The 13,800-nt window shown below is 49.6% G+C and carries 14 protein-coding genes; 12 read left to right on the plus strand and 2 right to left on the minus strand.

What is annotated here, in order from left to right:
* The first annotated feature begins 158 nt into the window (after positions 1 to 158).
* From pxpB to NYR52_RS01805, 3 genes are read left to right on the plus strand one after another with little or no spacing between them, the layout of a single operon-like run.
* On the plus strand, positions 159 to 911 hold the full coding sequence (pxpB, locus tag NYR52_RS01795) for a 5-oxoprolinase subunit PxpB (protein WP_259436165.1): 753 nt from the start codon (positions 159 to 161) through the stop codon (positions 909 to 911).
* Positions 877 to 1,665, plus strand: coding sequence for a LamB/YcsF family protein (locus NYR52_RS01800; protein ID WP_259436166.1), 789 nt, complete (start codon positions 877 to 879; stop codon positions 1,663 to 1,665). Before pxpB ends, NYR52_RS01800 begins: the two co-directional genes overlap by 35 nt.
* Positions 1,662 to 2,606 carry a 5-oxoprolinase subunit C family protein gene (locus NYR52_RS01805; protein WP_132223553.1) on the plus strand — a complete coding sequence of 315 codons (945 nt, stop codon included), beginning with the start codon at positions 1,662 to 1,664 and terminating at the stop codon, positions 2,604 to 2,606. The genes NYR52_RS01800 and NYR52_RS01805 overlap by 4 nt, the downstream gene beginning before the upstream one ends.
* Positions 2,607 to 2,657: 51 nt before the next feature.
* Here NYR52_RS01805 and abc-f read toward each other — a convergent pair whose 3' ends face one another.
* Complete coding sequence (gene abc-f, locus NYR52_RS01810; protein ID WP_259436167.1) at positions 2,658 to 4,577, minus strand: ribosomal protection-like ABC-F family protein; 1,920 nt, start codon at positions 4,575 to 4,577, stop codon at positions 2,658 to 2,660.
* Between the two features lie 157 nt (positions 4,578 to 4,734).
* Between abc-f and NYR52_RS01815 the strand changes: the two genes are divergently transcribed.
* From NYR52_RS01815 to NYR52_RS01855, 9 genes are all read left to right on the plus strand, one after another.
* Complete coding sequence (locus tag NYR52_RS01815) at positions 4,735 to 5,310, plus strand: 5-formyltetrahydrofolate cyclo-ligase (RefSeq protein WP_158283408.1); 576 nt, start codon at positions 4,735 to 4,737, stop codon at positions 5,308 to 5,310.
* 140 nt (positions 5,311 to 5,450) lie between these two features.
* Entirely contained in the window at positions 5,451 to 6,116 is a 666-nt protein-coding gene (locus NYR52_RS01820; protein WP_132223559.1) for a redox-sensing transcriptional repressor Rex, read from the plus strand.
* Positions 6,117 to 6,149: 33 nt separating this feature from the next.
* Complete coding sequence (gene tatC, locus NYR52_RS01825; RefSeq protein WP_106343291.1) at positions 6,150 to 6,893, plus strand: twin-arginine translocase subunit TatC; 744 nt, start codon at positions 6,150 to 6,152, stop codon at positions 6,891 to 6,893.
* Positions 6,894 to 7,012: 119 nt separating this feature from the next.
* A complete protein-coding gene (locus NYR52_RS01830; RefSeq protein ID WP_132223565.1) occupies positions 7,013 to 7,360 on the plus strand; it encodes a hypothetical protein in 348 nt (115 codons plus the stop codon).
* Positions 7,361 to 7,617: 257 nt separating this feature from the next.
* Positions 7,618 to 7,902: a co-chaperone GroES gene (gene groES, locus NYR52_RS01835; protein WP_022738634.1), complete on the plus strand. Its 285-nt coding sequence runs from the start codon at positions 7,618 to 7,620 to the stop codon at positions 7,900 to 7,902.
* Positions 7,903 to 7,969: 67 nt separating this feature from the next.
* Positions 7,970 to 9,607 carry a chaperonin GroEL gene (groL, locus tag NYR52_RS01840; RefSeq protein ID WP_022738632.1) on the plus strand — a complete coding sequence of 546 codons (1,638 nt, stop codon included), beginning with the start codon at positions 7,970 to 7,972 and terminating at the stop codon, positions 9,605 to 9,607.
* A gap of 239 nt (positions 9,608 to 9,846) precedes the next feature.
* Positions 9,847 to 10,233 carry a MarR family winged helix-turn-helix transcriptional regulator gene (locus tag NYR52_RS01845; RefSeq protein WP_259436168.1) on the plus strand — a complete coding sequence of 129 codons (387 nt, stop codon included), beginning with the start codon at positions 9,847 to 9,849 and terminating at the stop codon, positions 10,231 to 10,233.
* On the plus strand, positions 10,205 to 11,398 hold the full coding sequence (locus NYR52_RS01850; protein ID WP_259436169.1) for an MFS transporter: 1,194 nt from the start codon (positions 10,205 to 10,207) through the stop codon (positions 11,396 to 11,398). The genes NYR52_RS01845 and NYR52_RS01850 overlap by 29 nt, the downstream gene beginning before the upstream one ends.
* A 258-nt stretch (positions 11,399 to 11,656) precedes the next feature.
* Complete coding sequence (locus NYR52_RS01855; RefSeq protein ID WP_259436170.1) at positions 11,657 to 12,688, plus strand: murein hydrolase activator EnvC family protein; 1,032 nt, start codon at positions 11,657 to 11,659, stop codon at positions 12,686 to 12,688.
* A gap of 107 nt (positions 12,689 to 12,795) precedes the next feature.
* On the opposite strand, the gene NYR52_RS01860 is transcribed toward NYR52_RS01855, so the two are convergent.
* A complete protein-coding gene (locus NYR52_RS01860) occupies positions 12,796 to 13,749 on the minus strand; it encodes a phosphotransferase enzyme family protein (RefSeq protein WP_132223574.1) in 954 nt (317 codons plus the stop codon).
* Between the last annotated feature and the right edge of the window lie 51 nt (positions 13,750 to 13,800).

A 13,800-nucleotide genomic window follows, 5' to 3' on the forward strand; every position in this document is an offset into this window, starting at 1 on the left:
TTCTTGTGATTAAGTTGTGAATAACTTGTGAATGATTGTGGGAAATTTCGCTCGCATAACCTGTTGGAAGATCTTTGAGCTGAACAATTCATTTGTCAAGTAAGTTAGTGTATTATAAATAGAAAGAATATAACAATTATTTGGAATAGGGGACATCCATGATGCATGTGCGCTTGCTGGGGGATCAAGGATTGCTCTTTGAGCTGGATGGGGAAGGCACCCGTCAACACCATGAGCAACTGGTTTATCTGTGCGAGATGTTGGAGCGGCAGAGACCTCCGGGGATTGTGGAATGGATTCCCGGCTTTGCCGGGGTGGCGGTGGTGTATGATCCTTTGCGCACTTCAGCCAAGGCAGTGGAGAGATGGATGCGGCGTCAGGCTGCTAAGTGGCGGCCTGACAAGGAGCAGGTAGCCCGGCGGGTGGTGGAGATTCCTGTCGCTTATGGAGGAGAATGGGGTCCAGATCTGGCTGATGTGGCCAGGTTGAATCACCTGAGTGAGGACGAGGTGATCCGGATCCACACGGCGCCGACCTATTGGGTGCAGATGATCGGGTTTGTTCCGGGATTTGCATACTTGGGAGGCATGTCTGCCCGCATCGCTACACCGCGGCTGGCTACGCCCAGACCCCGCATCGAGGCAGGAGCGGTCGGAATCGCAGGAAGGCAGACCGGAATTTATCCGCTGGCGACTCCCGGGGGATGGCGAATCATCGGCCGGACCCCCTTAACGCTTTTTCAACCGAACAGTGCCGCTCCCAGTCTGCTGAAGATGGGGGACTACCTCCGCTTTCGGCCTTGTGGGCCGGAGGAATTCTGTGCGCTTCAAGAGGCTAGCCAAGCTGGGATCCCGCCGGTAAAAGTGAGTTGGGAGCATGGAGGGGGGATGTCTGGTGAAGGGAAGCATTGATATAAATGTAGACTTGGGAGAGGGGTTTGGTCGGTATCGGCTGGGAGAGGATGAGGCGTTGTTGCCATGGGTCACGTCTGCCAATATTGCCTGTGGTTACCATGCGGGTGATCCGCAAGTCATGGGGCGGGCAGTCGCACTGGCCAAAAGGCACAAAGTGGCGGTGGGGGCACATCCAGGGTTGCCTGACTTGCTTGGTTTTGGGCGGCGGGAGATGCGTGTGAGTGCTTCCGATGTCTATCATATGACGGTGTACCAAGTGGGCGCGTTGCTGGCGTTTACTCGCGCGCATCAGGTTCGTTTGCATCATGTCAAGCCGCACGGAGCGCTGTACAACATGGCAGAGCGGGAACCTGCATTGGCGGAGGCATTGGCGCAGGCGGTCGTTGACGTTGATCCTACTCTGGTCTTGTATGCTTTGGCAGGGGGGTTGTTGGCGAAAGCCGGACGGGAACAAGGGCTGGTTGTTGCTGAAGAAGTGTTTGCTGATCGCACTTACCAAGCTGATGGGAAGTTGACACCCCGCACTAATCCGCAGGCGGTGATTACTGGCCCGGCGGAAGCGGTGGCACAGGTTCTCACCATGATAAAGGAAGGGGTGGTGGAAACGCTAGATGGCGGCAAACACCCCATCCAAGCGGACACGGTTTGCCTGCATGGGGATCATCCGCATGCACCTGCATTGGCTCAGGCGTTGCGCCGACGATTGCAAGCGGAGGGCATCACTGTCAGGCCGGTGGGGAAAGGCCGATGATTCGCGTGCTGTCCCCCGGGTTGCTGACAACGGTGCAAGATCTCGGCCGCCCAGGATTTCAGCGGTTTGGCGTGAGTGTCGGCGGGGCGCTGGATGCGGTGGCTCTTCAGCTAGGGAATATTCTGGTCGGGAATACACCGGAAGCGGCGGGATTGGAAATGACGCTACAAGGTCCGGTACTTGAGGCGGAAACCGATCTTTTGATCGCTATCACTGGTTCCGACTTGGGGGCGCGACTCGCGGGTAAGCCAGTGCCGTTGTGGAAGAGTTTGTGGTGGCGCAAGGGAGAGCAGTTAACAGTGCGGGGGAAACCCCTTGGTGCGCGCGCATACTTATCAGTGGCCGGGGGAGTGGATGTGCCCAGCCTGTTGGGGAGCCGATCCACTTATCTCACTGCCGGAATGGGGGGATGGCGGGGACGGCCTCTGCGCCGGGGTGATCGATTGCCAATCGGTTCTTTTCGTGGCCAGGTGGCCAAAGAAGGACGACTGTTGCCCCCTTCATGCCGACCTGTTTACCGGCAAGGCGCTCCGATCCGGGTGATTCTGGGCCCACATCAAGATGCATTCACAACGGAGGCCTTGGAGGCTTTTTTCAATACTCCCTACACGGTGACCCCACAAATGAATCGGATGGGGGTTAAGCTGGACGGTGTTCCATTGACCCATGAGAAAGGCGCAGACATCTTGTCTGGCGCGGTGACCTGCGGTTCCATTCAAGTCCCCGCCGACGGTCAGCCCATCCTTTTGCTGGCCGAACGGCAAACCACAGGGGGATATGCACAGATCGCTACTGTGAGTACAGTCGATCTCCCTCAGATTGCCCAAGCGTTGCCGGGTGACCGTTTGCGCTTTCAACCCGTCACCTTGGACGAAGCGCAACGATGCCTGCGGAGACAACGTCAATTTCTGCGATTACTCCGGGTGCATGCGGGGTTATAAACCATGGAGCGGATGCCGCTTAGACACCCGCTCCTATCAGGGAATTGGCGATTACTCCGCCCATTCCGCCCATTCATCGGTCTTTTGTTCCAAGTCTGCTTCCAGCGAACGCAATTCATTTTGTAAAGAGGCGCTCTGCTCCGGATCGCTGAACACTTCCGGCTTGCACAGCTCGTTGTGAATGGCGGCGATTTTGCTTTCCAGTTCTGCGATCTCTTTCTCCAACTGGTCGATCATTTGTTGTCGTTTCTTGCGCTGGCGTTTTTCTTCTTTCTCACGTTGGCGGTAAGCTTCTGCTTGTTTGGCCTTTGCGTCGTCATCCGCTTTGGTGGCAGGCTGTTCTTTTTTCTCCAATGCTTCTAACGCCTTTTTTTCAAGATAGCGTTCATAATCTCCCACATAATCTTTTATTCCGTCCGGGGTCAATTCCCAGATCCTCGTCGCCAGGCGATTGATGAAGTACCGGTCGTGGGAGACGAACAACAGAGTGCCCGGATAATCTTCCAGCGCTTCTTCCAACCGTTCTTTGCTTACCATGTCCAAGTGGTTGGTAGGCTCGTCCATCAACAGGAAATTGGCTTGGTTTAACAGGCGTTTGCACAGGGAAAGACGGGCTTTTTCGCCGCCGCTTAACGCGCCTACTTGTTTGAACACATCATCGCCGCTGAACAAAAATTGCCCTAGATAAGAGCGGATGGTGGTCTGATCCAAGTTGGGGTAATCATCCCACAGCTCGTCAATGACTTGCTTGTCGGGGTGCAATTCTTTCTGTTCCTGATCATAATAATCCAACTCCACTTGCACGCCCCATTTCAGGTTGCCTGCAAGGGGTTGAAGCTTGCCTGCGATGGTTTTTAAGAGGGTGGATTTGCCCATTCCGTTGGGGCCGAGCAAGGCGATGTGCTCACCGCGCTCGATCTGGAAAGAAAGCCCGCTCATAAGCGGTTGGTCGTAGCCGATAGTCAAATCGGTGGCCGCTAGGACTTCTTTGCCGCTTGTCACGGCGGTTTCAAAGCGGATGGCTGCTTCTCGTCGCTGGTCTGCGGGTCGTTCAAGTCGTTCGATCTTTTCCAACGCTTTGCGTCGGCTTTGTGCCCGCTTGGTGGTGGAGGCGCGGGCGATATTCTTTTGAATAAACTCCTCCATCTTTTTAATCTCAGCTTGTTGGCTTTCATACCGTTTGAGATCATGTAGCCGTTTTTCCTCTTTTAATTGTACGTACTTGGTGTAATTGCCGACATAGCGGGTGAGGTGGTGATGTTCCAGCTCATAGATCACAGTGACCAACCGGTCGAGGAAATACCGATCGTGCGAAACGATGAGGAGCGAACCGCTATAGTTGCTCAATGTTTGTTCCAACCAAGCGACTGCCTGCATATCCAGGTAGTTGGTCGGCTCGTCCAAAATCAACAGATCGGGTTCTTCCAACAACATTTTAGCCAGAGCCATGCGGGTTTTTTGTCCTCCGCTCAGTTCATTGACCCGAGTTCGCTTCCAATCGAAATCACCCAATCCCAATCCGTGCAAGGCCCCACGAATGCGGGCTTCAAACGCATAGCCGCCTTTCTCTTCAAAGGTTTCTTGCAATTTGGCGTAACGCTCGGTGATTTTTTGATAAAGGTCAGCGTCGGAATAAACCTGTTCTAGGCCCATTTCGTGTTCAAGGGAGCGCATTTCCTTCTCCAGATCTAACAGATCGGCAAAGACGGATAAAAGCTCGTTCCAGATCGTTTCCTCTGAGGAGAAGGCAGTGTTTTGCGCAAGATAGCCCAAGCGCGTTTTTTTGGACACATGGATTTCCCCGTGATCAGGGGCGGTTTCACCGATGATGATTTTGAGCAACGTGGATTTGCCCGCACCGTTGGGTCCGATCAGCCCAATCCGTTCATGCTCGTTTACCTGTATGTGGACATCTTCGAGCACTGTGGTTCCGCCGTAAGATTTATGGATATGTTTTGCTTGCAATAGCATGATGTCACCTCGTTCATTCATTCACTACCCAGTGTAATAAAGACGCGGAACGAGAGCAAACGTGCTCGCTGGCGGAAGCGTGAGTGTCAGATAACAAGAAAAAATGTTTTCTGGTAAAATAATGAGGATTAACATAAAATTGAAGGATGAAGCTCTCATGTCCAACAAAGAAACGTTGCGCAAGCGACAACTGGAGCTCAGGAACCAGCTTGCTCCCGAATATATGAAAGAAAGTTCAGAACGCATCTGCCAGCGTTTGATCGAGCATCCCGTGTTTCAACAGTCTACCATGATTGGTTTTTACATGCCATTTCGAAATGAAGTGGATGTGCGGATGTCGATGGAAACCGCGCTTCAGCAAGGCAAACGAGTGGCCTTGCCGAAAGTGATCAGGGAAACTCGTGGGATGAGTTGGTATGAAGTCAGCAGTTTGCAGGAGTGTGTAGTAGGGGCTTATGGCATTTTGGAACCGCCGGCAATTTCGGAACGGCAGGTAGCAGACACAAGGCTGGAAGCGGTCATTGTGCCTGGAGTCGCCTTTGATCTCGCCGGGTATCGACTGGGTTATGGAGGGGGGTATTATGATCGGTTGTTCGAGCGGCAAGCCAAGGCTTGGCGCATCGGTGTCGCTTATGAAGAGCAGATTGTGCCAACCGTTTATCCTGAACCTCATGATCAACCATTGCACCTGCTGATCAGTTCCGAGAGGGAGATGTCATTTGCGCGGGCCTGATCCGTTGGTACGGAAGAGAAGCTCCGCCAAAATGGCGAAATGAAAAAACGGGGCCATGTATGCCATGAGTGATTGTGTTATATTGGACATGCACATTTCTTGTTCGGAAATTCACATATCTGGAGGTGTGGGGAAACAACATGGCTGAACAAAAGATCCCTCAGGTGACAGCCAAACGTTTGCCTTTGTATTACCGTTACTTGGAGAAATTACACGCGATCGGCAAGCAGCGCGTCTCTTCTTCCGATTTGAGTGATGCGCTACAGATCGACCCGGCGACGATTCGCCGCGACTTTTCGTATCTCGGTGAACTGGGAAAAAAAGGATATGGCTATAATGTAACTTATTTGCTCCAGTTTTTGCGCGATTTTCTGAAGCAGGACGAGGTGACCAACGTTGTTTTGATCGGTGTGGGTAACCTGGGGACGGCCTTGTTGCGGTATAATTTTTACCGTAGTCACAATACCAAACTTGTGGCTGGGTTTGATCAGGACCCGCGCAAAGTGGGTACAGACATCGATGGCATCCCCGTCTACTCGATGGATCGGCTCAAAGAAGTGATCGCCTTGCATCATGTGGAAGTGGCGATTTTGACGGTACCTGTCAATGTGGCCCAAGCGACGGCAGACTTCTTGTTTGAAGCGGGCATTCGCGGCATTCTCAACTTCACGCCGGCTCGGTTGACTGCCCCGCCCACTGTCCGGATTCACAATATCGATTTGACGATTGAGCTGCAAACCTTGATTTATTTCCTGAAAAACTTTCCGGATGAGGAGAACGTTGAGGTATCTGATGAAAAGGAGTAACCCGTAATTTAATGTCAAGGGAGTCGTCTTGAAATGAAGAATGATGAGTTGCAGCCGCTGTCTGATCATTTGGGGGAGTTGCGGCGCAGGATCATATGGTGTTTGGTGTTTTTTGTGATAGCGCTGGTGATCAGCCTGTTTTATTCCATGCCGATTTTCCGCTACATAGTGAGCGACTTGTTCCCAAAACAGGCCATTAACACGATGGGACTACAAGACGGCATGAGAATCTATATGAATATTTCCTTCATCATGGCGTTCATCGTGACGTTGCCTTTTCTCATGTACCATGCATGGAGATTCGTCCAACCGGGCCTGAACCCCCGCGAACAGCGGGCAGCTTTGTTGTACATCCCCGTGTCGGTCGGGTTGTTCCTGCTTGGCATCGCATTTGGTTATTTTGTCATCATCCCTTATTTGATTGATTTTCTGAAGAACATTAACCAGCTGATGGGACTCGGCACACTCTTGGCGGCCAAAGAAACCTTCAATTTTCTATTTGGGGTGATTTTGCCGCTGGGTATCTTTTTCGAACTGCCGATCATCATTCTGTTTTTGACCCGCATCCGGATCATCACGCCGCAGTTGTTGGCTAAGATGAGAAGATACGCTTATTTCATCATGGTGGTGATCGCAGCGGTGATCACGCCGCCCGATTTTTTAAGCAACATCCTTGTGGCCATCCCCTTGATCGTTTTGTATGAGGTGGGGATTTGGCTATCAGCTGGCTTGGTGAGAAAGATGGAGCGGGAAGAGGCGGACGATAACGCTGTGTAAAACGCCATTGTTGGCGGGCTACCTAAAGTGGCCCGTTCAAACGGCGTTTTTTTACATAACCTTCATCGGTTGGGGCACACTTCACCATGAGAAAAATTTCTCATGGTGGAGGTAAAAGCATGGACTATTGGAGAAGAAATCGTAGCTCTAGTTGTGCGTTGCTGTGGTTGGTGGTGATTGGCGCGCTGGCGTGGTTGTTGGCGCCTTCTCTCCGCAGGCTGTGGAACAGAGCGCAGGGACAGGGGATGGCCGTCACCATGTCTAATTTGGCGTCGCAAACCAAAACGCAGATGGGACAGTACATTGACTTAACGAAGTTCATGAAGCGGAAGTCAAAATCAGAGACTCAGACGTCCGCAACAAGGGAGCCGAATCATATGGCACCGGAGATGGCGGACATGGGCGATTTGACAGATCCAAACGCGTTCGGCGATCATTTTGAGCTGCCTGAGCGCGGACAAGAATAAGGGAAGCGGCAAACACCGGTTGCCTGTAAAGAAGAGGATGGGCGACCGGTGTTTTATGTTAGGCGGGATATCCCGACCCGGCCAGCGCTTGATATGTGTGAGGAAGGAACAATATTTATTAGATTTTTTTTGTGGTGGATACTTGAAAAATGAAAACGAGATGAATATCATTATAATTGATGTTAGCACTCATCGAGGTCGAGTGCTAACAACATGAAACTATTTCATACCACCTCATACGAAGGAGGGTTATTACGATGATCAAACCATTGGGTGATCGTGTCGTTTTAGAAGCAGTTGAGAAAGAAGAAAAAACCGCTAGCGGAATTGTATTGCCAGAAACCGCCAAAGAAAAGCCACAAGAAGGACGGATCGTGGCAGTAGGCGCAGGCCGCGTGGATGAGAAAGGGAACCGCATCGCATTGGAGGTTAAAGAAGGCGACCTCGTCATCTTCTCCAAATATGCTGGCACCGAAGTAAAGTATGGTGAGAAAGAATATCTCATCCTTCGTGAAAGCGACATTCTCGCTGTTGTGGAGTAATGAAGGACATCTGAGCGTTGCTTTAACATAAATTAAATACCCTACATACGAAAGGGGACGGAAGATTATGGCGAAAGATATCAAATTTAGTGAAGACGCGCGTCGTGCGATGCTGCGCGGGGTAGATGCCCTGGCTAACGCAGTGAAAGTAACCATCGGCCCAAAAGGTCGCAATGTGGTATTGGAGAGAAAATTCGGTTCTCCGCTCATCACCAATGACGGTGTGACCATCGCGAAAGAAATCGAATTGGAAGACCCGTTCGAAAACATGGGTGCTCAACTGGTTAAAGAAGTAGCAACCAAAACCAACGACGTGGCTGGGGACGGTACCACCACCGCAACTGTGTTGGCACAAGCGATCATTCGCGAAGGCCTCAAAAACGTAGCTGCTGGCGCTAACCCAATGGTTCTGCGCAAAGGGATTGAAAAAGCAGTAAGTACTGCTGTATCCGAAATCAAAAAGATTGCAAAACCGATCGAAGGCAAAGATTCCATCGCACAAGTAGCTGCGATCTCTGCTAACGACGAAGAGACGGGTGCATTGATTGCCGAAGCGATGGAAAGAGTGGGCAACGACGGCGTAATCACCGTGGAAGAGTCCAAAGGATTCAACACCGAGCTGGAAGTTGTGGAAGGGATGCAATTTGACCGTGGTTACATCTCTCCATACATGATTACTGACACCGACAAAATGGAAGCTGTGTTGGATGAGCCGTACATCTTGATCACCGACAAGAAAATCGGCAACATCCAAGACGTGCTGCCAGTATTGGAGAAAGTCGTACAACAAGGTCGTCCGCTGTTGATCATCGCTGAAGATGTAGAAGGCGAAGCATTGGCGACCCTCGTAGTGAACAGACTGCGTGGTACCTTCACCGCAGTTGCTGTGAAAGCACCAGGCTTCGGCGATCGTCGCAAAGCGATGCTCGAAGATATTGCGATCCTGACCGGCGGTCAAGTGATTACCGAAGACTTGGGATTGGATCTCAAATCCACGGGTATCGAATCCCTCGGTCGCGCACGTCAAGTTCGTGTAAACAAAGAAAACACCATCGTGGTGGATGGTTTCGGCGAGCAATCCGACATCCAAGCACGCATCAAACAAATCCGCCAACAACTGGAAGAAACCACTTCCGAGTTCGACAAAGAAAAACTGCAAGAGCGTCTGGCTAAATTGGCTGGCGGCGTAGCAGTGATCAAAGTTGGTGCGGCTACCGAAACCGAATTGAAAGAGAAAAAACTGCGCATCGAAGACGCATTGAACGCTACCCGTGCGGCAGTAGAAGAAGGGATCGTATCTGGTGGCGGTACCGCGTTGGTGAACGTTATCCGTGCGGTAGAAGACCTCGAAGCAACCTTGCCGGTTGGCGACGAAAAAACGGGTGTAAGCATCATCAAACGCGCTCTGGAAGAGCCAGTACGTCAAATCGCTCACAACTCCGGACTGGAAGGTTCCGTCATTGTAGAGCGCCTCAAAAAAGAAGAAGTGGGCATTGGTTTCAACGCACTCACTGGCGAATGGGTAAACATGATCCAAGTGGGTGTTGTAGACCCGGCCAAAGTAACCCGCTCCGCACTGCAAAACGCAGCTTCCGTAGCAGCTATGTTCCTGACCACCGAAGCGGTTGTAGCTGACAAACCGGAAGAAAACAAAGCTCAAGCTCCAGACATGAATGGCATGGGCGGAATGGGCGGCATGATGTAATAACATCATAAAGCCAAAGAAGGTCTTTCATCAGTGTAAAACTGGTGAAAGGCCTTTTCTTTTATATGAATGGTGAAAGGGCAGTGCTTGACATTTTTTTTAGAACGGCATATAGTTACCTTGGGCAATAGTTGCCCATATTAATTATTTCTCCGTAGAAGGGAGTACCGACAGTGGAGGGTTTTTTTCAACGATATTTAAGGCTGTATCGGCCGCTTATCACGAGGCTGAATGAATTAATGAGCACTTATCAGCTTTCTTATTCTTTATGGCAAGTAATTTTTTATATAAAAAACGATGGGCCGTCGACGCTTGTAGATATTTCAAATCAATACCAAGTTGAGAAGCCAACCATTACGAGGAGAGTTCAACGTTTGGAAGAGCTGAACATCGTGAAGCAAATTCCAGGCAAAGACAGACGGGAAAAGATCATTCAGTTAACGGAATTAGGAGAAGAGATCTACAAAGAATGCAGAAAAAAAATAACGGAATTGGAACATCGTGTGATGGAAGGGATCGATAAGGAAGATCAAATGATTATGTTTCAAACACTGCCCAAAGTGCAGGCGAACATCATGAAACGAGAGGGGAGCAACATTGAGCAAAGCAAAATTGTGGACAAATAATTTTATCATTGTGTCTAGCATCAACTTTTTGCTGACGCTGGTTTTTTATTTGCTAGTCGTAATTATAGGTGTTTATGCAGTAGATGAATATCATGCCACTGCAAGCCAGGCTGGTCTGGTTACAGGGATTTTTATCGTAGGGACGCTAATTGGGCGTCTTTTTATTGGCCGTAAAATCGATTCAATTGGCTGCAAAAGAACGTTGTTTATTGGATTGGGTCTCTATCTGTTAACGACATCGTTATATTTCATCCATCTGGGTATCACCTTTCTTATTTTCACTCGTTTCGTGCATGGGATTGCACTAGGCATTGCAAGCACGGCAACCGGAACGATTGTGGCTCAAATCATCCCCGCTACACGAAAAGGAGAAGGTGTCGGTTATTACAGCATGAGCACGACATTGGCCACAGCGATTGGGCCGTTTATTGGACTGTATATGAATCAGCATGCAAGCGCGCAAATGATCTTCAGTCTCTGCTTGGCTTTAGGTGTCATCAGTTTGCTCACGGCATTCTTTGTGCATGCCCCGGCATTAGAAAGTAGCGCAAAAAAGGTTGAGATGACAGAGTTGAAGCCCTTCCAATTGATTGAACCGAAGGCGGTTCCTATAGCATGGGTAACGCTGGTCATCGCCTTTTGTTACTCCAGTGTTCTTTCGTTTATAAACTTCTATGCCATTGAGATGAATCTAGTTAGCGCAGCTAGTTTTTTCTTTCTTGTCTACTCGATCGCAGTATTGGTTTCACGTCCATTTACGGGTCGGTTAATGGACGTGAAAGGAGCCAACTATGTCATGTACCCGGCTTTTATTCTCTTTGCAGCCGGCATGTTGCTTTTAGGTTTAGCCCATAGCAGTTTCACTTTGTTGATGGGGGGTGCACTGGTAGGGCTCGGGTTTGGGAATATGCAGTCATGCACGCAGGCGATCGCTGTAAAGTTGACGCCCCCTGAACGTATGGGGCTGGCAACGTCGACCTTCTTTATCTTTCTTGATGCCGGGCTAGGATTCGGCCCTTATCTATTGGGACTCTTCATACCTATGATCAGCTATCGCTCGCTATATATCTTCCTAGGTATTGTTGTTTTGGTTGCTTCCGGCCTTTACTTTTGGCTGCACGGTAAGAAAGAAAAGAGTTGCCTTAACGCTTTGGTTCGGCAATAAGCGAGACGATGATGCGATTCTCCGTAGCCTCTAGCAGTCGGTTGACTGGTGGGGGTTTTTTTGCTCGTTTTTTCGTGATTTCAATAAATGGACAAATGAAGCGGGCAACCGTTGTGATAAGAGGGATTTGAGCAGGTGTCATCGGTGCCCTGCTATTACATAAAGTCATAAAAAAGAAATTCTTATCGAATGAAAGAATGAGACGGCTCTTACGCATTTTGTTAAAATGCTAATAGAATCACATGACGGAAGGAGAAGATGATGAGAAGAATCCTGCCTATCGGTTTCATCACTCTGGCGCTTGTGGTGTCGTCTTGGGGGATACACAGCAGTCCAGCCTTGGCGAACCCCTCGCAGTCAGATACGAAAAAGAAACTGGAAGATGTGAAAAACGAAGCGAAAGAAACGAAGGCGAGTTTGAAGGAAGTAGAAGCTAAACTGGAACAGCATAAAAAAGATGTGTCGAAAGTAGATGAAAAGCTTTCAGCTTATCTGCAACAAATAGATGCATTGAACAAAAACCTGGCCGCCAATGAAAAAGAGAAGAAGGCGGTTGAACAGAAGTTACGCAAGAAATTGCAACGCCTCTATCTGCAAGGCGAAAACGAATACTTAGCCCACATGTTGGCAGCAGAGTCATTTGCCGACTTTTTGAATCGATTCCAATTGATCCGCATCATTGTCAATCAAGATATGAATGACTTTCATCATTATAATGATTTGAAGAAAAAATATGAAGAAGATAAAGCCAAAGTCGTCAAAGCCAAGGAAGAGCAAGAAAAGCTTCTTAAAGAATCAAAGCAACGCGTCGAGAAAATGATGAAAGAGATGTCCAAGTACAAAGCCGAGTTGAAGGAACTCGAAAAGCAAGAGCAAAAGTTGATGGGAGAATTCGGCTTTGTCGGGGGCGGTGTCTTGGGATATCCATCCTCACGGGGCATGACCTTCTGGAACTACGGGCAAAACCGCGGTAGCCACATTCATGCCGGTGTAGATATTCCGCGGCCGATCGGCACGCCGATTTATGCGGCAGAAGGCGGCGTGGTGAAGTCGGTGCGATATGATGCGGGCGGATATGGTTGGTATATTATTGTGCGCCATAATAACGGATTGGAGACGTTGTACGCCCACATGTACAGCTATCAAGTAAAAGTGAGCACGGGACAACGGGTTGCCCGGGGCCAAGTAATCGGGGCGGTGGGGAATGCCGGCCGTTCCACAGGGCCTCACTTGCACTTTGAAGTGCATAAAAACGGACAGGCTGTCAACCCCAAACCATATATCTCATAAATTCGCTAATACGGCCGGCCAAAGCCGGCTTTTTTTATGCCGGAGGGTATGTAAAAACGCTGTCAGGTAAACACCTGACAGCGTTTTTTCTCTCATTGCTGGGGAAATCACATGGTGGGATACGCGAGGCGATCCATTCGCTCTTTGTATTCTTTGATTCTTGTTTCTTGTTCTTGTGCGTCTACATCACGGTGCAAGTGAATCAGCCGGTGCAAATAGATAAAGTACAACCGGAATTCCACGAAGAAGTCCAATTGCTGGCGCCAATCGTCTTCCAGGATGTTTTCAAGGAAGTAGCCTGACATAAACTCATGGGTGAACAGTTGCTTAAAAGCGGCATGTTCTGATTCCGGGATCGATTCCAAGGCGTGGAATAGTACAATGGCAATATCGTATGTAAACCAGTGATATTTGACACGGTTGAAATCAACCACGATAGGATTGCCTGTGTTGCTGATCAAGATGCTGTCATGATGGAAATCATTATTGATTAACCCATAGGATCTGCTTGTTTTGGGGAATTGGTGTACCCTTTGCAACATCGATGACCAGCGGTCGGCGACCGGACGGTCAATGAAGGACCAATCTCTATGATATATCTCGCCTTCGTCCCATTCCTCAAAGGTAGTGGCCTGTTCTTTTTGCAAGAAGCGTTGAGAAAGGGAGTGCATCTTGCCCATCACTTGGCCCATCCGACGCAACAGATTGGGGCTCCAATCATTGAGGCGCGAGGCTTCCAACAGTTTCCCTTCCCCTTTGCGGAAGGAGATCGCGCAACATGGGATGGGAAGCTCGATAATGGTTTCAATCGATTGACCGCGCGTCGATAAGATTTGCTTAGGGATCGCGATGCCATGCGAACGCAAAAAATTCACCCATTTTAACTCTGAGTGAAGTTGACTTTTATCTTTGGTGGCGATGGGCATCAGCTTGAGCACGCACGCTTCCCCATCCCGCTCATACTCAAACACGTTGTTATAAAAGCCCCCGAGCGGCTTGATTGTTTCGGGTGTTCCCTTAAACCTACGACATGCTTCTTCTACCAGTTCTTTTTTCCACATGGATTTAACCCACCTATCTCGGTTCAATCATCATCTGTCTTTCTTCATGAT

Origin of the sequence: Laceyella sacchari, assembly GCF_024927925.1 — a bacterium.
Lineage (GTDB): Bacteria > Bacillota > Bacilli > Thermoactinomycetales > Thermoactinomycetaceae > Laceyella > Laceyella sacchari.